The sequence below is a fragment of the Anaerohalosphaeraceae bacterium genome (assembly GCA_035378985.1).
GTDB lineage: Bacteria > Planctomycetota > Phycisphaerae > Sedimentisphaerales > Anaerohalosphaeraceae > JAHDQI01.
Window position 1 is genome coordinate 32,185 of the sequence record DAOSUR010000013.1, and the last position, 19,334, is coordinate 51,518.

18 protein-coding genes are annotated in these 19,334 nt (G+C 52.3%); all 18 read left to right on the forward strand.

Features of this window, described 5'->3' with window-relative positions:
* Positions 1–3 precede the first annotated feature (3 nt).
* The gene (locus PKY88_09930) at positions 4–177 is read left to right on the forward strand and encodes a hypothetical protein (GenBank protein ID HOQ05518.1); all 174 of its coding nucleotides are present in this window, start codon (positions 4–6) and stop codon (positions 175–177) included.
* On the forward strand, positions 161–760 hold the full coding sequence (gene folE, locus PKY88_09935; GenBank protein HOQ05519.1) for a GTP cyclohydrolase I FolE: 600 nt from the start codon (positions 161–163) through the stop codon (positions 758–760). Before PKY88_09930 ends, folE begins: the two co-directional genes overlap by 17 nt.
* A 4-nt stretch (positions 761–764) precedes the next feature.
* The gene (locus tag PKY88_09940) at positions 765–1,568 is read left to right on the forward strand and encodes a 6-carboxytetrahydropterin synthase (protein ID HOQ05520.1); all 804 of its coding nucleotides are present in this window, start codon (positions 765–767) and stop codon (positions 1,566–1,568) included.
* 268 nt (positions 1,569–1,836) lie between these two features.
* Positions 1,837–3,153, forward strand: a complete 1,317-nt coding sequence (locus PKY88_09945) for a UDP-glucose/GDP-mannose dehydrogenase family protein (GenBank protein HOQ05521.1) — start codon at positions 1,837–1,839, stop codon at positions 3,151–3,153.
* Positions 3,150–4,094 (forward strand): GDP-mannose 4,6-dehydratase, encoded by a 945-nt coding sequence (locus PKY88_09950; protein HOQ05522.1) that lies wholly within the window; start codon positions 3,150–3,152, stop codon positions 4,092–4,094. Before PKY88_09945 ends, PKY88_09950 begins: the two co-directional genes overlap by 4 nt.
* Positions 4,091–5,110: a GDP-mannose 4,6-dehydratase gene (gene gmd / locus PKY88_09955; protein ID HOQ05523.1), complete on the forward strand. Its 1,020-nt coding sequence runs from the start codon at positions 4,091–4,093 to the stop codon at positions 5,108–5,110. Before PKY88_09950 ends, gmd begins: the two co-directional genes overlap by 4 nt.
* Positions 5,107–6,069 (forward strand): GDP-L-fucose synthase, encoded by a 963-nt coding sequence (locus tag PKY88_09960; GenBank protein ID HOQ05524.1) that lies wholly within the window; start codon positions 5,107–5,109, stop codon positions 6,067–6,069. The genes gmd and PKY88_09960 overlap by 4 nt, the downstream gene beginning before the upstream one ends.
* A 7-nt stretch (positions 6,070–6,076) precedes the next feature.
* Positions 6,077–7,033, forward strand: a complete 957-nt coding sequence (locus tag PKY88_09965) for a Gfo/Idh/MocA family oxidoreductase (GenBank protein HOQ05525.1) — start codon at positions 6,077–6,079, stop codon at positions 7,031–7,033.
* 8 nt (positions 7,034–7,041) lie between these two features.
* Complete coding sequence (locus PKY88_09970; GenBank protein ID HOQ05526.1) at positions 7,042–7,704, forward strand: acyltransferase; 663 nt, start codon at positions 7,042–7,044, stop codon at positions 7,702–7,704.
* A 21-nt stretch (positions 7,705–7,725) separates the two neighbouring features.
* On the forward strand, positions 7,726–8,826 hold the full coding sequence (locus PKY88_09975) for a DegT/DnrJ/EryC1/StrS family aminotransferase (protein HOQ05527.1): 1,101 nt from the start codon (positions 7,726–7,728) through the stop codon (positions 8,824–8,826).
* Positions 8,827–8,932: 106 nt separating this feature from the next.
* The gene (locus tag PKY88_09980; GenBank protein HOQ05528.1) at positions 8,933–10,309 is read left to right on the forward strand and encodes a hypothetical protein; all 1,377 of its coding nucleotides are present in this window, start codon (positions 8,933–8,935) and stop codon (positions 10,307–10,309) included.
* A 19-nt stretch (positions 10,310–10,328) separates the two neighbouring features.
* Positions 10,329–11,642 (forward strand): nucleotide sugar dehydrogenase, encoded by a 1,314-nt coding sequence (locus tag PKY88_09985; protein ID HOQ05529.1) that lies wholly within the window; start codon positions 10,329–10,331, stop codon positions 11,640–11,642.
* A 148-nt stretch (positions 11,643–11,790) separates the two neighbouring features.
* Positions 11,791–13,446: a hypothetical protein gene (locus PKY88_09990; GenBank protein HOQ05530.1), complete on the forward strand. Its 1,656-nt coding sequence runs from the start codon at positions 11,791–11,793 to the stop codon at positions 13,444–13,446.
* 11 nt (positions 13,447–13,457) lie between these two features.
* Positions 13,458–14,708, forward strand: coding sequence for a polysaccharide biosynthesis C-terminal domain-containing protein (locus tag PKY88_09995; GenBank protein ID HOQ05531.1), 1,251 nt, complete (start codon positions 13,458–13,460; stop codon positions 14,706–14,708).
* A gap of 265 nt (positions 14,709–14,973) precedes the next feature.
* Positions 14,974–16,557, forward strand: a complete 1,584-nt coding sequence (locus PKY88_10000; GenBank protein ID HOQ05532.1) for a hypothetical protein — start codon at positions 14,974–14,976, stop codon at positions 16,555–16,557.
* 151 nt (positions 16,558–16,708) lie between these two features.
* The gene (locus PKY88_10005) at positions 16,709–17,275 is read left to right on the forward strand and encodes a hypothetical protein (GenBank protein ID HOQ05533.1); all 567 of its coding nucleotides are present in this window, start codon (positions 16,709–16,711) and stop codon (positions 17,273–17,275) included.
* Positions 17,272–18,456 (forward strand): glycosyltransferase, encoded by a 1,185-nt coding sequence (locus tag PKY88_10010; protein HOQ05534.1) that lies wholly within the window; start codon positions 17,272–17,274, stop codon positions 18,454–18,456. The genes PKY88_10005 and PKY88_10010 overlap by 4 nt, the downstream gene beginning before the upstream one ends.
* Positions 18,453–19,334: a glycosyltransferase family 2 protein gene (locus PKY88_10015; protein HOQ05535.1), complete on the forward strand. Its 882-nt coding sequence runs from the start codon at positions 18,453–18,455 to the stop codon at positions 19,332–19,334. The genes PKY88_10010 and PKY88_10015 overlap by 4 nt, the downstream gene beginning before the upstream one ends.

Genomic DNA, 19,334 nt, shown 5'->3' on the forward strand with positions numbered 1-19,334 from the left:
GCTATGAAAGCAATTCTGTTGTTGTGTGCGGCGGGTATGCTTTTCCTGGCAGCAGGTTGTCAATGCGGCTGTGCCGTTCAGCAGCGGCAAATGCCGATTGCTCAGACGCAGGCGGATGCCCCCGTTCAAACTCAGCTGACGGTGGAGGTGCAGGGCGCATATGGGCGAAGCTTCTGAGAGGATTCCGAACCTGGACGTGGATACGGAACGGATTGAAAAGGCTGTGCGGGAGATTCTTCTGGCGGTGGGAGAGGACCCGGAGCGGGAAGGGCTGAAGGCCACGCCGCAGCGGGTCGCCCGGATGTATGCGGAACTGCTGGCGGGGATGCGGCAGAATGCCGCGGATCATCTGAAAAGCATCTTTCACGAACAGTACGATGAAATTGTTCTGCTGCGGGAGATTCCTTTTTACAGCATCTGTGAACACCATCTGATGCCGTTTATCGGCAAGGCCCATGTGGCCTATCTGCCTGCCGGTCGGGTGTTAGGCGTCAGCAAGCTGGCACGGATTGTGGATACCTTCGCACGGCGGCTTCAGGTCCAGGAGCGTCTGACGGACCAGATTGCGGATTTCCTGATGAAAAATCTTGAACCCATCGGCGTGGCGGTAGTCCTGGAGGCCAGCCACAGCTGCATGACCATCCGCGGCATCCAGAAGCCCGGCGCGGTCATGGTAACCAGCTCCCTTCGCGGCATCTTCAAACGCGACCCGCGCAGTCGTGCGGAAGTGCTTACGTTGATGCATACCAACCGAACCTGACCCTATGCATACACTCTGTCGGCAAGTGCGATTTTCTGTCAATCCGTTTGGACCGGCCTCCGAAGCAGGGTTTAATTCCTATGCGTCCAGGCCCTGCGGTGACGGTTTGGCTGTCTATCTGTGTTTAACGGCCGCCCTGAAAGGTCCTGTGGATGACCGGACCGGCTTTGTGGTCAATGTATCGGAGATTGACAGCGCCGTGCGCCGGGCGGCGGTGCCGATTTTTGAGCGGAATATCCGGAGCCGTTTTCAGCAGGGACAGGGGGTAAGTCTGCGAGATTTGTTCAGCTGGCTCTGGGACAGCGCCGAGCGTCTGCAGCCCTTTTTTGAAACAGCTCAGATATCTCGACTGGAGCTTGCGCTGAATCCATTTCGTACCATTTCCATCCGGAGGGAGAAAAGCCCGATGCGGACGTACAGTGAACGATTTGAATTTGCGGCGATGCATCGTTTATGGAACGATGCGTTCAGTCCTGAAGAAAACTTTCATCGCTTCGGCAAGTGTGCCAATCCGGCCGGACACGGACACAACTATATTCTGGAGGTGACGGTGCAGGTTTCTGAGGAGCCGGAACCGCACGGCTGGATTGCCGGTTTTGAAAAAGTCATTCAAGAGCATTTTCTATCCATTGTGGACCATAAAAATCTGAATGCAGATGTGCCTCATTTTTCTCGTATAAATCCGACGGTCGAAAATATTGCTTCTTATGCCTGGAAGTGTTTAAAGGGGAAATTTGGGGAAAATAGATTGTTTCAGATTACAGTCTGGGAAAACGACCGGACCTATTGTACTTTCCGGGAGGAATAGAAAAAACATACGGATTTTTAGGACGTTTTTAACTCGATGTTCAGGATAGACCGATATTTATATTGTCTTTCGATTGCGAAGAAATCCGTTTTTTCTCGGCTGAAGACATAAGCGGGAAAACGGATTTGCCGTTACGTAAGCACTTTATTTAGAATGTTTTAAGTCCTATCGGCTTTTGGTTTGCAGCCGACAGGGACGGAGTGTAGATTCAAGGGGCTTTCCAGGCGAAAATAATTCTTAATTATCTTTATAAAAAGGACTTAGGGTTATGAAGGTTTCTGTTGTCGGCGTAGGGTATGTAGGTCTTGTGGCGGCGGCTTGTCTGGCGGACGGCGGAAACCATGTCATTTGTATCGACAAAGACAAAAAGAAGATAGATAATCTCAAGAAAGGAATTATTCCGATTTATGAACCTGGGTTGGAAGAGATTGTTCGACGAAATGAAAAGGGCGGCCGACTGACCTTTACGACAGACTTAAAGGAAGGGGTTGAGCAATCCCTCATTCTTATCCTCGGCGTCGGCACTCCCAGTGCGCCGGACGGCTCGGCGGATATTTCCGCGGTGCTCGCTGTGGCCGAAGAGATTGCCAAGTGGATGAAGGAATATCGGATTATTGTGGTCAAGAGCACCGTGCCGGTCGGCACCCATAAGGTTGTCAGTGAACTGATTGCCTCCAAAACGCAGGTGCCTTTTGATTATGTGAGCAACCCAGAGTTCCTCAAGGAAGGTTCGGCGGTCGAAGATTTTCTCAAACCCGACCGTGTCATTATCGGCACAACCAACCCGGCTGTGATGGAATGGATGAAGCATTTGTATGCCCCCTTTATGCGCAAAAGCAGCCGGATTTTCTTTATGGACCCGGCCAGCGCGGAGATGACCAAGTATGCCGCGAATGTAATGCTGGCCTCTCGAATCTCCTTTATGAATGAACTGAGCGCCTTGTGTGAAGAATATGGAGCCGATATTGAGCAGGTGCGGGCGGGCATCGGCAGCGACAGCCGAATCGGTCCGGCCTTTCTGTTTCCGGGAGTTGGATTCGGCGGCAGCTGTTTTCCCAAAGATGTTCGGGCACTGATTTATATGGGCCGCCAAAAAGGGGTGCCGATGACGATTGCCGAGGCCGTTCAGCAGGTTAATCTCCGTCAGCAGCAGCGGTTTGCCGACAAAGTGCTCCGGTATTATCAGGGGCGGAGGGATGTTCGACTGGGGGTCTGGGGATTGTCGTTCAAGGCGCGTACGGATGATACGCGGGAATCCCCGGCGGTTTTCTGCATTCAGCGGTTTTTGGAAGCGGGCATGCAGATTGCCGCGTACGACCCGGAGGCGGTTTGTCCGGATCTGGACGGTCGAATTCAGCGTCTGGGGAATGCCTACGAAGTACTGGATGGAGCGGATGGACTGGTGATTTTCACGGACTGGCAGGAGTTTCGAACGCCGGATTTTGACCAGATCGCCCGTCGGCTGAAAAAACCGGTGATTTTCGACGGGCGCAATCTTTACAGCCCTTCGTTTGTTCAGAAACAGGGAATTGAATATTACAGCATCGGCCGTTCAGTCGTGCGGCAGATGCCGGAGGGAAGATGAGGGTTCTCGTAACAGGGGCGGCCGGATTTATCGGGTCGCATTTGTGTCAGCGGCTGATTGCGGAAGGGTATTCCGTAGTTGGCGTGGATAACTTTGATCCGTTTTATGAACCGGCGGTCAAACGAAGAAATCTGGCTGACCTTTTGAAATCGAAACGGTTTGAGCTGAAAGAAGGCGATATTCGAGATGCGGCCTTTCTGGAAGCAGCGGCGGACGGTTCGGATGCCGTAGTTCATCTGGCGGCCAAGGCAGGCGTGCGGCCCTCCATCGAAGACCCCCTGGGCTATGCCGATGTGAATGTGCGGGGCACGGCGGCCGTACTCGAGACGGCCCGGAAAAACAAGATTCGCATGGTGCTGTTCGCATCCAGTTCGAGTGTGTACGGCAACAGCAGCCGGATTCCTTTTTCCGAAGATGACCCGGTTAATGAACCGGTTTCTCCTTATGCCGCCACCAAAAAGGCGGGGGAAATGCTGTGTCGGACGTATCATCATTTATACGGAATGCATATCTTCTGTCTTCGGTTCTTCACCGTGTACGGCCCTCGACAGCGCCCGGACCTGGCGATTCATAAGTTTGCCCGGCTGATTGAGGCCGGCAGGCCGGTTCCGATTTATGGAGATGGTTCCGCCGAGAGGGATTTTACGTATATTGATGATATTATTGACGGGACGGTTTCGGCCCTGAAGGCCTGCCGCGGCTTTGCCGTTTACAATCTTGGGGATTCCTGCCCGGTTCGGCTGGATGATTTGGTTTCCGCTCTGGAGGAGGCACTGAACAAACGGGCTGAGCGTCGCTTTCTGCCGCCTCAGCCGGGCGATGTGATTCGCACCTGTGCGGATATTCGGAAAGCTGCGGAGGACCTCGGATATTGTCCCAAAACGTCTCTTAAAGAGGGATTAGCCCGTTTTGTTCAGTGGATGCGCAGGGAGGCCGTATGAGAAAGAAAAAAGCGCTCATTACCGGAATTACCGGACAGGATGGGTCTTATCTGACGGAACTGCTGCTGGAAAAGGGCTATGAGGTGTACGGTATTGTGCGGCGCAGTTCCTCCTTCAGCACGGAACGCATCGACCATTTGTACCAGGACCCGCACCATCAGCCGCCGCTGAAACTGATTTACGGCGACCTGACCGATGGGGGCAATCTGTCTACCATCCTCAACGAGATTCAGCCCGATGAGGTGTACAATCTGGGGGCCCAAAGTCATGTTCGGGTCAGTTTTGACCAGCCGATTTACACGGTTAATGTCGATGCGCTGGGGACTCTTCGGCTTTTGGAGGCGCTGCGGATGATGAAGAAGCCGCCGCGGTTTTATCAGGCCTCCAGCAGCGAAATGTACGGCAAGGTTGCGGAGATCCCCCAGACGGAAAAGACGCCGTTTTATCCCCGAAGTCCCTATGCCTGTGCCAAGGTGTATGCTTTCTGGCAGACGGTCAATTATCGGGAGGCCTATGGGCTTTTTACCTGCAACGGGATTCTGTTTAACCATGAATCTCCGCGTCGGGGTGAAACGTTTGTGACCCGCAAAATCACGCGGGCGGCCGGACGAATCAAAATGGGCCTGCAGGACAAACTGTATCTGGGGAATCTGGATGCCAGACGAGACTGGGGATTTGCCGGCGATTATGTCGAGGCGATGTGGCGAATGCTTCAGCAGGACCAGCCGGACGATTACGTGGTGGCGACGGGGGAATCGCACTCCGTTCGCGAATTTCTGGATGAAGTCTTCGGCTATCTCGATTTGGACTGGCATCAGTATGTTGAAATTGATCCGCGGTATTTCCGCCCGACGGAGGTGGATGTCCTGCAGGGCGACGCCTCCAAGGCCCGTGCCCAACTCGGCTGGAAGCCGAAAGTGACCTTCAAACAGCTGGCTCGAATGATGACGGAGGCGGACTTAAAACTGGCGGAAGAAGAAAAGATGCTCAAAGACCACAAAAACAATCGGCGATGAGCGGATTCTTTGAAACCAAGCGGGTAGTTGTCACCGGCGGAGCGGGCTTTCTGGGCCGCTATGTCGTGCAGGGCCTTCAGCAGCGGGGCTGCCGGCAGATTCTGGTGCCCCGAAGCGCCCAGTACAATCTGGTGCGGATGGACGATGTGGTGCGGATGCTTGAGCAGATGAAGCCGGATGTGGTGATTCATCTGGCGGCGGTGGTCGGCGGCATCGGCGCCAACCGCAGGCACCCGGGGCGTTTCTTTTATGAAAATCTGATGATGGGTGTCCAGCTGATGGAGCAGGCCCGGCTGCACGGGGTCGAAAAGTTCGTCGCTGTCGGCACGATTTGCGCTTATCCGAAGTTTACGCCTGTGCCGTTTAAGGAAGATGATTTGTGGAACGGCTATCCGGAGGAGACCAACGCCCCCTACGGTCTGGCCAAAAAGATGCTTCTGGTCCAGTCGCAGGCCTATCGGCAGGAATACGGCTTTCATTCGATTTATCTGCTGCCGGTGAATCTCTACGGCCCCGGCGATAATTTTGACCCGCAAACCAGCCATGTGATTCCGGCCCTGATTAAAAAGTGTGTGGATGCCGTCGAGGAAGGCCGGGATTGGATTGAGTGCTGGGGAACCGGACAGGTCTCGCGGGAGTTTCTCTATGCGGCCGATGCCGCCGAGGGCATCCTGCTGGCGACAGAGTTCTATGACAAGCCCGACCCCGTCAATCTGGGCACGGGCCGGGAAATCACCATTCGGGCCCTGGCGGAAACGATAGCTGAGCTGACGGGGTTTGACGGAGAAATCCGATGGGATTTCTCTCAGCCCGACGGTCAGCCCCGCCGCTGTCTGGATACAAGTCGGGCGGAAAAGGAATTCGGCTTTCGCGCCCGCACAGACCTCCGGACCGGTCTGAAGGCGGCGATTGACTGGTATCGAACCCACCGGAATCAATTGCAGTTTGCACGAGGATAACCAACCGATGACAGCCAAATCTTTTGCTCTGATCGGCGCCTGCGGATATATCGCACCGCGGCATTTGCAGGCCATTCGGGATACCGGCAACACGCTGGTGGCGGCTCTGGACCGCAGCGATTCAGCAGGGGTGCTCGATTCCTACTTCCCCGATGCCCGTTTCTTTACGGAGTTCGAACGGTTTGACCGCCATCTGGAAAAACTGCGCCGCAAAGGGGAAGGGGTCCACTATGTTTCCATCTGCTCACCGAATTATCTGCACGACGCCCATGTGCGGTTTGCCCTGCGGATTGGGGCGGATGCGATTTGCGAAAAGCCGCTGGTGATTAATCCGTGGAACGCTGTTGCCCTGGGGGAACTGGAAAAAGAGTCAGGCCGCCGCATTCATACCATTATGCAGCTGCGGCTTCATCCGGCCATCCGCCGGCTCAAAGAACAGGTCGAACAGGGCCCGCCCGGCAAAATCTATGATGTGGAGGTGACCTACATTACCGCCCGCGGGCAATGGTATCTGGTCTCCTGGAAAGGCGATGAAAGCAAGTCCGGCGGCATCGCCGCCAACATCGGCATTCATTTTTTTGACATGCTCGCCTGGATTTTCGGGACGGTCAAGACCAATACGGTGCATTTGTATGAGCCGCAGCGGGCTGCCGGCTATCTGGAGCTGGAGCGGGCCCGGGTACGGTGGTTTTTGTCCGTGAATCGAAACGACCTGCCTTTTGAATGGGTGCCGGGCAAAGCGGCGACCTTTCGGTCCATTCGTGTGGACGGCGGAGAAGTGGAGTTCTCCGGCGGCTTTACCGACCTGCATACGGAAAGCTACCGAAAAATCCTGGCCGGCGAAGGATTCGGCTGGCAGGAGGTGATGCCCTCGCTGGAGATGGTTTATACCATTCGCCACAGTCAGCCCACCGGCTGCAAAGGCGATTATCACCCGATGCTGATCCGGCTGAAGGCCGATTGATTCAATCTATGAACGAACCGGCAAAACCTTATTTTGTGCATCCGACGGCCGTGGTGGATGAGCCCTGCACTATCGGAGCAGGCACAAAAATCTGGCATTTTTGCCATATCTGCCGAGGGGCTGTGATCGGGTCAGAATGTATCCTCGGCCAGAATGTCTTTGTGGCCTCCGGCGCCGTCATCGGCAATCGCGTCAAAATTCAGAACAATGTCTCCGTGTACGAAGGAGTGACGCTGGAGGACGACGTCTTTTTGGGTCCCAGCTGCGTGCTGACCAATGTTTCCAATCCGCGTTCTCAGGTGCTTCGGCACGGACTGTATGAGAAGACGCTGATTCGCCGCGGGGCAACCGTCGGCGCCAATGCAACCATTGTCTGCGGCGTCACGCTCGGACGATACGCTTTTATTGCGGCCGGTGCAGTCGTCACGAAAGATGTTCCCGATTACGGCTTCGTGGCAGGTGTTCCCGCCCGCCTGAAAGGGTGGATGAGCCGCCACGGTCATCTCTTGCGAAAGCCCAATGCGGAGGGTATTCTGGTCTGTCCGGAAAGCGGCTATCGGTATCGGGAAGTGGAACCCGGCCGGCTGCGGTGTCTGGATTTGGATGAGAATTCGCCGCTGCCGCCGGAACTGTCCGTCGGGCGAAGGCCGTATCGGGATTTCAAACTGTAAAATGAAGAAATTGAGGTGAACATGCAGGTTCCTTTGCTGGATTTAAAAGCCCAGTACCAAATGATTCGCCGGCAGGTGCTGGCTCAGATTAACGAAGTGCTCGATTCGCAGGTCTGCATCGGCGGACCGAAGGTCGAGCAGCTCGAAAAAGAAATTGCGCAGCTGTGCGGCTGCCGCTATGCCGTGGGGGTTTCCAGCGGCACGGATGCCATCTTAAACAGTCTGATGAGTCTGGAAATCGGTCCGGGGGATGAGGTCATCACCACTCCCTTTACCTTTTTTGCAACGGCCGGCTGCATCGCCCGGGTCGGCGCCAGACCCGTTTTTGTTGATATCGACCCGGTTACCTTCAACATCAACCCGGCCCTGATTGAGCGGGCGATTACCTCCCGCACCAAGGCCGTTATGCCGGTGCATCTGTTTGGACAGATGGCGGATATGGACCCGATTCTGCGGATTGCCGGCCGGGCTTCGCTGGCGGTGATTGAAGATGCCGCTCAGGCAATTTCCGCAACCTATAAGGGACGGCGGGCGGGCAGTCTCGGTACCTGCGGCTGTTTTTCCTTCTTCCCGAGCAAGAATCTGGGCGGCATCGGCGACGGCGGAATGGTTGTCACCAATGACCAGGCCCTGTATCAGCGGCTGATGATTCTGCGCAATCACGGCAGCCAGCCCAAATATTACCACAAATACATCGGCGGCAATTTTCGGCTGGACCCGATTCAGGCGGCGGCCCTGCTGGTCAAGCTGCCGTATCTGGACCAGTGGTCGCAGGCCCGGCGGATGAATGCGGCTTATTACACCAGGCGATTTGAAGGGAGCCCCGTCCGCACGCCGGTCATTTCAAAGGATTGTGTTTCCATTTTCAATCAGTATGTCATCCGCGTGCCGCGGCGGGATGAGCTGGTTGCTTATCTGAAGGAAAAGCAGATCGGCTGCGAGATTTATTATCCGGTTCCGCTGCATCTGCAGGAATGCTTTGCCTATCTGGGCGGCAAAGAAGGGGACTGCCCGGAGGCCGAAAAGGCCGCCAAAGAGGTTCTGGCTTTGCCGATTTATCCGGAACTGACGGATGAGATGAAAGAGTATGTTGTCCAGACCATTCTTGCGTTTTACAGCTGAAGGTTTCTCCAGCAGGGTGTGTAATGCCCCGGTGATTTGTTAAAGATGTTGTTTGGCTGATCACGAAGGGCTTTTAGGAAGGATTTAATCAAGAAAGGAGGTCGTGATGAAGCGGTTTTGGACGGCGGTGATGGGGATTGGAATGTTGGCAGGATCGGCAGCGGCGGACTTGACAAGATTTCCTTTGTGTACAGCCGGGGGAATTCAGGATTATCCGGCTTTTGACGGAGCTGCGGCGGTCTGGCAGGATTTTAGAGACGGCAGTGTGAATGCCAATCTTTACGGCTACAGTTTTTCTGAGCCCAATGAACTGGTGATTTGCACGGCTCCTCAGGAACAGGCATCGCCCTCCGTCAGCGGCCCTATCGTCGTCTGGCAGGATATGCGCAGCGGCAATTATGACATTTATGGTTTTGATTTGCGAACTCGTCAGGAGTTTGCGATTTGCACCAGCAGCGCTGCTCAGATGAATCCCCGTGTGAGCGGTTCCATTGTGGTCTGGCAGGACTATCGGGCCGGAAATTGGGATGTATATGGATACAATCTGGAGACCGGCGTGGAATTTGTGATTTCCAACGGTCCGGCCTTTGAAGGATACCCCGTGATTGACGGGATGTGGGTGGCCTGGGTGGACTTGCGGAACGAAGGCAACTGGGATATTTACGCCAAACATCTTCAGTCCGGCCAGGAAACGGCCGTCTGTACGCATTCCGCCGTGCAGTTTCGTCCGTCTGTCAGCGGCGGACTTGTTGTCTGGCAGAAGGAGCGGAACAAAAATACAACCGGTGTGGATGTGTATGCCCGCCGCCTTCCGGATGGACCGGAATTTGCAGTTTGCCAGGCGGCCGGCGACCAGATTCTGCCGGTTATTCAGGGTTCTATGGTGGTCTGGGAGGATTATCGAAACGGCACCTCTAACGCGGATATCTATGCGTGCAATCTGGCGACAGGGGCTTTTCTGGAGGTGGATACGCGATCGGGTCTTCAACTGCGTCCGGTGGTCTGGGGCAGTCGAATAATTTGGCGAAGCGGAGATGACCTTTTTTATGCCGATGTGCCCGTGCCGACTGTTCTGACCATTCTTTCTCCAAACGGCGGAGAAATGTTTTTGGCGGGCACAGAGGCCCCGATACGCTGGCAGACCGAAGGGCCTTCGCCTGCGTACATCCGGATTGTCTATTCAGCGGATAACGGCAGCACCTGGAACCTGATTACTCCCGGTGTTCTTAATACGGGTGAATATCTGTGGCAGCCCCTGCCGCATTTGGATTCAACGGCATGTTTGATTCGCATCGGTGATTCGGCTGATTCGTTGATAACGGACACAAGCGATGCAGCTTTTACGATTTTTCAATGCGAAAGCTCTCTGACGGCGGATTTGGATGGGGACTGTTTTGTGGGTCTGTCCGATTTTTCTGTGTTGGCAAACCAATGGCTCCGCTGCGGCAATCCGTATGACCCGCAGTGGCGTCTGGAAAAATAAATGATAAGGAAAGATGACTATGGACAGTCTGGAGAAAAAGATTGCGAGTAAAAAGGTTGTGGTGGGAGTTCTCGGCTTGGGCTATGTGGGGCTGCCGCTGGCCCGGGAATTTGCTTTGTCGGGCGTGAAGGTGCTCGGTTTTGATATTGATGAAAAAAAAGTCAAGATTCTCAATTCCGGCCGAAGCATCATCAAGAATGTACCCCATGAAGTCGTCCGCAAGATGGTCAAAAGCGGAAAGTTCACTGCCACATCCGATATGTCCCAGATTCGCAAGGCCGATGCGGTCCTGATTTGCGTGCCGACGCCGCTGACGCCCAATCGTGAACCGGATATGCAGTATGTCGAAGGCAGCTGCCGCACCATTGCCAAATATCTGCGAAAAGGCCATCTGATTTCTCTGGAAAGCACGACCTATCCGGGCACCACACGGGAACTGATGAAGCCGATTCTGGAGGCAACGGGTCTGAAAGCCGGCAAGGATTTTTATCTGGCCTTTTCGCCGGAACGCGAGGACCCGGGCAATAAACAGTATACCACTCGCACGATTCCCAAAGTAGTCGGCGGTTTGACCCCCAAATGCCGGCAGCTGGCGCATCAATTGTACTCGCTGGCTATCCAGAAAATGGTGCCGGTTTCCTCGGTGGAGGCGGCGGAGGCAACCAAGATTCTCGAAAATGTCTATCGGTGCATCAATATTGCGATGGTCAACGAACTGAAGATGGTTTTCGACCGGATGGGCATTGACGTCTGGGAGGTCATACGGGCGGCCAGCACCAAACCCTTCGGCTATCATCCGTTTTATCCCGGGCCCGGGCTGGGCGGCCACTGCATCCCGATTGACCCGTTCTATCTGACCTGGAAGGCCCGGCAATACGGAATGGCCACGCGGTTTATCGAGCTGGCCGGCGAGATTAACACGAGTATGCCCCATTATGTGGTTCACAAGGTAATGGAGGCACTCAATGAGCGGAAGAAGAGCTTGAAGGGCTCCAAAGTCCTCGTGCTCGGGCTGGCTTACAAGCCGGATATCGATGATGTGCGGGAATCGCCGTCGCTGGAGCTGATTGAGCTGCTTCAGGAGCGGGGGGCGAAAGTGGACTATAACGACCCGTATGTGCCGAAAACCCACAAGATGCGGGAATATGATTTGAAGATGACCAGCCGGCCGCTGTCGGCGGCGATGCTTCGTTCCTACGACTGCGTGCTGATTTCCACCAACCACAGCTGCTATGATTACGCCTGGATTGTCAAACATGCCAAGCTGGTAGTGGATACCCGCAACGCTACCGCCGCCGTCAAATCCGGCCGCAGCAAAATCGTCAAGGCGTGAGAAGAAGGACGGATAAGCCGCGAGAGATATTATCGGACTCGGTATTTCTACGGATTTATGATTTGGCCAGTGTGCCGCGAGGGGGGAATATTACGTATCATTTAAAGTGTGGAAACATTTGCGGCACAATGTTTGAAACGAGGCCGATATGAAGACTTATAAAATGATTGATATGGCTGCCATTTTGGCGGCAGCGATTTTTGTAGGCTATGCCGGGGTGGTTTTGTTTTATCCGGAAACTGCGATGTCTGAGCCGGCGGTAGCGGCTGAACGGCCGACTTTTTCTGCAGCTCCGACTGCCTTGCCGCTTTCAATGGATTCTGCAGAGGAATTCACTCCCGAAACTCCTGTTTTTGCGGCAGATGTTTCGGATACGGTTGAGCCCCTTTTGGGCCGGAGCGAAAGTGAATCGGATGTTTTTTATATCCGTTCGCCGGAGGGCACTCAGGTTCTCGAGGGTTCGGCTTATGCCCTTGCGGCATCCGCCGCCGATGATGATGATTTACACAGCTCAGGCGGTTCGAGTTCTTCCGTCTCATCATCATCATCATCTTCTTCTTCTTCTTCTTCTTCATCTTCTTCTGGTTCTTCCTCTTCGGCCGGCGGTGCCGGTAAGAAAAATGACACTTCTGCAGCAGCCGCTTCTAATACCAGTTCTTCCCAACAGACATCTTCCGTCGGAAACGGTGCAGGAACTCTTTTGTTGGAGGAAGAAAAGGAGCCAACGGATTGGATTCTCAAGGAGGGTATCCGCGGGGGTTTTATGTCGTCAACCCAAGGAAATCTTTCAAAGATACCCCGTTATGTAAATCTGGCCAAGACTCTCGGTCTGAATACTGTGATTGTTTACGGCTGCTCTTTTGCGGAAACCCCCAAACACTTGAATTATTATCGTGAATGGTTTCGGCTTTGCAATCAGTCCGGTCTTCACATCTTTGCTTTTTATCCATGGCAGCCGCCGGCGGATAACGCTTGCCGCAAAGTTGTTTTTGCAGATGGGACAGAGGGGATTTTCCCTTGTCCGCTGGATTCGAAGTTATGGAGACAGTATCTGACTGCGGATATGGCAAATCGGCTTGCCAAGGTTTCCGTTGAATCGCCCTCTTTGGCTTTTGATGGATTTTTCATTGATATGGAGCAGTACCGGACAGAGGAGGAGGAAGCGGACCGCAAGCAGTATTCCTACGACACCTGTTTTTGTGATTCCTGTTTTTCTTCTTTTCTTTTTACGCAGGGATACACCGGTTCGACACTTCCCCCCGTTGAAAAGAAAGCACGGAAGCAATGGCTTTCTCAAAGAGGTTTGCTTGAAGCTTATTTTGCCTATCTAAGTTCAGAGGTTCAGGCGAAGGCCTCTGAGCTGAGGAAGAATATCCACGCGGTGAATCCGAAACTGCTCTTTGGCGTATATCCAGCCCTTACGGAGACAAATTGGGTTCTGCAGGCGCTGATGAGGGGGCTTTGTGAGGATTCCTATCCCGTTATTTCTTTTACGACGGATACATACGGTTATTTTACCGTTCCCTGGGGTGCTGACCGGATTCCGAATGATCTGGACGCATATTTTCAGAAATATAATATTCGAGGGCTCTATGCGGCGGGGTATTTGCTGCGGGCTTATAAAAGTTCTGAATTGACGGGTCATCTGATCAAGTCGGCACAGCGGGCCCATGGGTATTGGATTTATCGGATTCCTCAGCTGGTGGATGAGGATATTCCCTCTTCCGAAAAACTTCTGGAGGGGAGCCGGGCGGACTATCAACAAGCCATTCGGGCAGCCAATGCGGCAATTCAAAAACCTTAGCACCGGAGTTTATGCATCGTCCGTCCCTGAAAATTAATTTTTTATGGGCTTTTGCAGGAAACTCCTTTTATGCATTGTGCGGCTATCTGCTTCTGACCATATTGGCGAAGACGTCTCCGGTCGAAACGGTAGGACTTTGGGGAATCGGTCAGGCCGTTACGCTTCCGGTAGCCACGTTTTTCAGTCTGAAGCTGTGCACGGTCAATATTACGGATGTACGAAATGCCTATCAAACCGGCCATTACATAGCGGTACGGCTTTTGGCCTCGCTGGCATCCGTTGTGATTTCAGCCGTCATCGGATTTGTTTTTTATCCCGGCCAGACGGCTTTGGTTATCAGCTTTATGGGAATCAGTCAGGCCGTAGCGGAAATCCGGGCCTATTTTCTGTCCAATTTTCAAAAATATGAGCGGCTGAATCTGGCGACTGGTTCTCAGGTTGCAGAAGGTATTCTCGCCCTGCTTTTGTTCCTGCTGCTGTTTTGGCCGACCCGCAATCTTCTGCTGGCAATCGGCGGGATTATTCTCGCCCGCCTGAGTGTGCTGTGTTTTTATGATATGCCGGTCTCCGCACGGGTTCTTTCGGCGCATCATCCGGAAGGATTTGTTGGATATCGGCCTTGCTGGCAGTGGCCTCAGATTTGGAGTCTTTTCAAATATGCCGCTCCTCTGGCAGTGGTAGCGGCTGTCATGAATATATCACAGAATATTCCTCGTTTGGTGATGGATAAAACACTCGGTCGGGAGGCCGTCGGGTATTTTACCGCTCTGTCGATGCTGCTGGTGGTTTATACGATGATTCATTCGGCTCTCGGGAATGCGGCCCTGCCGCGCCTGTCGAGATATTTTACAGAAAGCATCCGTTTGTTTGTCCGTCTGTTTGTGCAGCTGATTGTTCTGATGCTGGCGGTGGGTCTGGTCTTTGTGGCGGGGGTCTATTTCTTCGGGAAACCCCTGCTGACATTTCTGTTAAAAGCGGAGTATGCCCGCTACAATGATGTTCTGATGATGCTGGCGGCTGCCAGTACTGTGCTGGCGGTCTTCAGCGTCTCCAACTGGGGACTGAATGCTACACGTCAGTTTGTTGTGCAGATGCCCATTTATATCGGCACGGCTGTTGTCAGCGGTGTCTGTTCGGTCCTGCTTATCCCTCGTTTCGGGATTATGGGCGGAGCTTATGCATTTATGGGCAGTTATCTGTTTGGTGCGTTAACTTGTATTGTATTTGTTGGGAAGGCGATTCGCAACAATCGTATTCAATGAGGAAAAATGACAATACTATTTGCCATCTTTATTGCCGTAATTTTAGCTGTAATCTTTTTCAACCCCAAGTTAGGTACTTTTCTAATCTGGCCGATATTGTTTACTTATCCGCACGGCTGGTGGTATCACCAGGGTTTCCTGCCTCTTAATATCGGATATGATGACCTGTTTTGTCTTATTTTGTTAGGGCAATGATTGCCAAGAAATGGTGAAAATGTGTTCGACCTGATTATAGATGAAAAGAGTGGTTAAGGACAACGAAATTATGGAGTTTCAAGGCTACTCCTCCACAATATCGGAGCAGGATAACTGGAATGCTGCCCCGTCTTATTGTCCTGTAAATGTTCTGAGAAAATATACACCGCTGGATTATGTTTTTTCTGCGCTGCTGTCGGCAGGTATTCTCTTGCTGTTTGTTCTTCAGCAGCCGGAGAAGCTTGTTCACTGGATGCTTGTGCCTCTTTGGCTCTGCGGGTCGGTGGTTTTGGCGGATGCGCTGCGATGGTTAAAAGGAAATTATGCGCTTTATGATCCCAAAGGGGTTGTCGGAGCTGCAGGCATCAATTTCTTTCTTACCGCACCTCTCTTAATTATTTTTTATGACCGTCCGGGGGTAGAAACTTATGTTGTATCGGATTGGCGGCCGCTTCTGGGGCTTATGGCAGTCTTCAACTTTTTTGGATTGATTTTATACAAGATTTTTGAAAAGATTGCCTTCCGCCGCCCCAGTAAGGTTCAGTGGACTTATTGGACGCTGAATCCCGGTCGAGCAAGTTTTTATATTCCCCTTTTTATTGTTGGGTCATTTTTGGCGCTATGTATTTATATTATTCGCGGAGGCGGTTTAGCTGGAGTGATTTTGCAGGAAAGGCAAGGGGAACTGAGTGCGGAGGGATTGGCTGGATTTGGAGCTGTAATGGTTTTGCGAGATGCCTTTCCTATGTCTGTTTTGATTGGGTTGACTGCTGTTCGAATTATCAGGGGGGCGGGAAAAAGCTCCTGGTGGTTCTTCCTTGGTTTTGGACTACTCGTACTTTTTTTCATCACATCCGGTCTTCGCGGCAGCCGTGCTGCTATTATGTATGGCTTGATATGTGCAGGTGCTGCGATTCATTATTTTTGGCATAGGATATCAATTAGAATGATTCTAATTTCTCTGATTCCTTTGCTTATCTTTTTCTATTTTTATGGTTTTTACAAGAGTGCAGGGATTACAGGCATACGAGAGTTGATTAGAGGACAAACAACCTTGGAATCTCTTCAGGAACAAACGGGCAGAACTATCTCCGGATATTTGGTCGGAGATTTAAGTCGTGCTCATGTACAGGCAGTAGAGCTGGATATTCTGTTGAATAAACCTTGGTCTTATCGATACAGATATGGTAAGACATATCCTCTTGCTCTTGCTTCTATGATTCCTCGACAAATCTGGCGTACAAAACCTCTCGATATGGGAAGAATTGTTGCGGGCACAGAAATGCTCTATGGTCCCGGCAGCTACGGCGAATATGCAAAGATTGGAGGGGGAGGGAGCCGTTCTACCCAATTGTATGGACTTGCAGGTGAGGCGATGCTGAACTTTGGTGTCTATGGGATTCTTCCGGCCTTTGCTGTTTGGGGTTATATTGTGGGAAGGATTCGAAAACGCCTTTACAGTTTCCGGCAGGGGGACTTGCGTTTGATTATGACCGGTTTTTGGATGATATTCAGTTTTGTGATGCTGCTTGCGGATGCGGACCAGTTGGTGTGGTTTACTATATCTCTTTATGTTGTTCCCGCCATTTTAGTTTATCTGATTTCGGATAAGAATATTTTGATTCCCGCGGATGGAAGTTTATATGGTATCTGACGTCTTCTGTTTATGTAAGCGCTTTTTTAAAGCTGTTCTTTTCGAAGTCCAAGAAATAATTGAAGGAATTCTTCGTTCGTGGCCGGGTCGGCTTGGGGTTTTTCTCCGCTGGTGCTATTACCGGTGCCGCCTGAAATATGTCGGAAAAGGAGTGGTGATAAAGACGGGTGTGCGGTTTGTGGGCCATCGCTATATTACCCTTCAGGATGGATGTATTGTGGATTTCAATTGTTTGATTTTCGCTGGTCCTTTTTCTTCTTCGCCTTATGAGAAGAAATATGTACCCAATTCTGATTTTCACCTCGGTGAAGGAGAGGTCCGAATCGGCCGAAAAGTTCATTTATCAGTTGGCTGCTATATCCTGGGAAATGGAGGGGTGGATATCGGAGACTACAGCTGTCTGGCGGCCGGTACGCGGGTACTGTCGCTGACCAATCATTACCGCAGTTTCTCGGAACCTCACCGTCGTAATGTGTATTTTACCATCAATGTTCCCAAAGAAAACGCCTGTTTTTTATATGGTCCGATTGTTCTTCAGGAAAACGCCGGCGTGGCGTCTCACTGTATTTTGCTGCCGGGGCTGACGATGGAAAAGGACAGTTTTTTGGCGATTGGTTCTGTGGCCCGAGGGCGAATTGAGTCCAATTCCATAGCGGCCGGCAATCCGGCTGTTCGGATTAAAGAGCGGTTTACGGATTCATCCGGAAAAAAAGAATGAAGATTGTTTTTTTTGATTTTATTTATCGATACGGGGGCGGTCCTCAGCTGGCGGCGGATACGATGATTCGTCTCTCGCGGCATCATCAGGTAGAAGTGATCGACCCGTATGGACAAAGTCAGCCCTATATCCAAAAACTGACAAAGCACGGGGTGAAAGTTCATATTCTGATGCCGGGAGCGAAGTTTATTTTTCTCGGTTCTCCGCGGAAGCCCTGGCAGCGGCTGTGGCGGTTTCTGTGTGCCGTTCCGCATTATGTTCGTCTTCGCCGCCGACTGATTCAGACAATACGCCGGATTCAGCCGGACTTGCTTTGGACGAACGGAAAAGTGGCCTTCCGCTTTTTAAATGTCGGCAGGGCTCTTCGAAAAATTCCTATGGTGATGGAGGTTATCGGCTGTCTGCCGGCGTCTTATTACCGGGATTCCGTCGGCAGGCAGATGCAGAAACGGCTGTCTTTGGTTATGGCGATTTCCACAGAGACAGCCAGACAGTTGACGGCAGCCGGCTTTGCTCCGGAGAAGGTGCACGTGGTGTATGACACGATTGATTTTGATGAGACTGTTCAGAAGTCTATGCAGCCGCCGGAAGCGCCGCTGCCGGGACTGGGCAGGCATCCGGCCGTACTTGTACCGGCTACCCTGATTCCCAAAAAAGGACAGGACACAGCCATTCGGGCTGCGGCGATCCTTAAACAACAAGGGCTCAATCCTGTTTTGTGGCTGGCCGGAGATGTTGTGGGGGATGATGATTCCTATGCACAATATCTCCGGAAATTAGCGAAAGAGCTGAATGTAACCGAGGATGTTTTCTTTCTCGGCTGGCGGAATGATGTGCCGGCGATTCTTACCCGGGCGGATATGATGGTGCTTCCGACCCATGAAGAGGGGTTTGGACATGTCGTTTTGGAAGCTATGCTGCTGAAGTGTCCGGTGGCTGTCACTCCTGTTGGAGGAATTCGGGATTCCGTGCAGGATGAGGTGAACGGCCTTGTTTTCCCTGTTGGAGATGAAAAACGGCTGGCGGAACAGATCCAGCGTCTTCATCAGGATTCCGCCCTTCGGGAGCGGCTCATCCAGCACGGCTATCAAACCGTAACAGAACGGTTTACACCCGAGAATCATACGGTTCGGGTGCTGGAAGGGCTTGAGCGCCTATTGAAAACAGGAGAGGTGAAATGAATGCTCCGTTGGTGACGGTCTCCAGCGCTTTTTACAACACGGGGCCGATGCTGCTGGATATGGTTCGGTCGGTCTTTTCGCAGACCTTTACGGACTGGGAATTGGTTTTGGTGGATGACGGTTCGACGGATGACAGTCTTCAGATTGCCCGCTCGGTGCAGGACCCGCGCGTACGGGTGTACAGCAACGGCCGCAATCTGGGACGGGCGGCCAGTTTGAATCGGATTACGGAGCTGGCCCGCGGCAAATACATTGCCCGGCTGGATTCCGATGATTTGTGCTCGCCGCATCGGATTCAAAAACAGGTGGAACTGATTGAAAGCGACCCGAAAATCGATGTGGTCGGCACCGGAATGTGTTTTCTGGGTGAACAGGACCAGCTTCTCGGCTTTCGCAGGGCGATTCAGGGACATTCGAATATCTGTGCTCATCCGACCCAAACTTTTCACATTGCCCACGGAACCATTCTCGGCAAAAAAACCTGGTTCCAAAAGTTTCGCTACGATGAACGTCTTCCGATGGCTGTTGATTTTAATCTTTTTTTGCGAGCCCATCGCGAAAGCATTTATGAAAATGTTCCCGATCCGCTTTACTATTACCGATTTCATATGAATTTTAATCTCCGAAAGCAGTATATCGCTCGGCGAGTCAGTGCTGCTTTTTTACGGGATTATTATTGGAAACAAGGGCAATACAGCCAAGCGGTTTCGGCTGCCCTGGCGCAGTATGTAAAGTTGGGAATAACAGCCGGAATGTTTTCTTTAGGACTGCGACGGGTTTTGATGAAACGGCGGTTTGGACAGATGAGTGAACAGGAACGGGAGTATTTTCTGGACGAAATATGTCGCATTAAAAATTATTCACTGCCTGGTTTTTAG

Bases quoted from the DNA above. Each gene is read 5' to 3' on its own strand.
- PKY88_09930 (HOQ05518.1), top strand. From the start codon at position 4: ATGAAAGCAATTCTGTTGTTGTGTGCGGCGGGTATGCTTTTCCTGGCA.
- folE (HOQ05519.1), top strand. From the start codon at position 161: ATGGGCGAAGCTTCTGAGAGGATTCCGAACCTGGACGTGGATACGGAA.
- PKY88_09940 (HOQ05520.1), top strand. From the start codon at position 765: ATGCATACACTCTGTCGGCAAGTGCGATTTTCTGTCAATCCGTTTGGA.
- PKY88_09945 (HOQ05521.1), top strand. From the start codon at position 1,837: ATGAAGGTTTCTGTTGTCGGCGTAGGGTATGTAGGTCTTGTGGCGGCG.
- PKY88_09950 (HOQ05522.1), top strand. From the start codon at position 3,150: ATGAGGGTTCTCGTAACAGGGGCGGCCGGATTTATCGGGTCGCATTTG.
- gmd (HOQ05523.1), top strand. From the start codon at position 4,091: ATGAGAAAGAAAAAAGCGCTCATTACCGGAATTACCGGACAGGATGGG.
- PKY88_09960 (HOQ05524.1), top strand. From the start codon at position 5,107: ATGAGCGGATTCTTTGAAACCAAGCGGGTAGTTGTCACCGGCGGAGCG.
- PKY88_09965 (HOQ05525.1), top strand. From the start codon at position 6,077: ATGACAGCCAAATCTTTTGCTCTGATCGGCGCCTGCGGATATATCGCA.
- PKY88_09970 (HOQ05526.1), top strand. From the start codon at position 7,042: ATGAACGAACCGGCAAAACCTTATTTTGTGCATCCGACGGCCGTGGTG.
- PKY88_09975 (HOQ05527.1), top strand. From the start codon at position 7,726: ATGCAGGTTCCTTTGCTGGATTTAAAAGCCCAGTACCAAATGATTCGC.
- PKY88_09980 (HOQ05528.1), top strand. From the start codon at position 8,933: ATGAAGCGGTTTTGGACGGCGGTGATGGGGATTGGAATGTTGGCAGGA.
- PKY88_09985 (HOQ05529.1), top strand. From the start codon at position 10,329: ATGGACAGTCTGGAGAAAAAGATTGCGAGTAAAAAGGTTGTGGTGGGA.
- PKY88_09990 (HOQ05530.1), top strand. From the start codon at position 11,791: ATGAAGACTTATAAAATGATTGATATGGCTGCCATTTTGGCGGCAGCG.
- PKY88_09995 (HOQ05531.1), top strand. From the start codon at position 13,458: ATGCATCGTCCGTCCCTGAAAATTAATTTTTTATGGGCTTTTGCAGGA.
- PKY88_10000 (HOQ05532.1), top strand. From the start codon at position 14,974: ATGGAGTTTCAAGGCTACTCCTCCACAATATCGGAGCAGGATAACTGG.
- PKY88_10010 (HOQ05534.1), top strand. From the start codon at position 17,272: ATGAAGATTGTTTTTTTTGATTTTATTTATCGATACGGGGGCGGTCCT.
- PKY88_10015 (HOQ05535.1), top strand. From the start codon at position 18,453: ATGAATGCTCCGTTGGTGACGGTCTCCAGCGCTTTTTACAACACGGGG.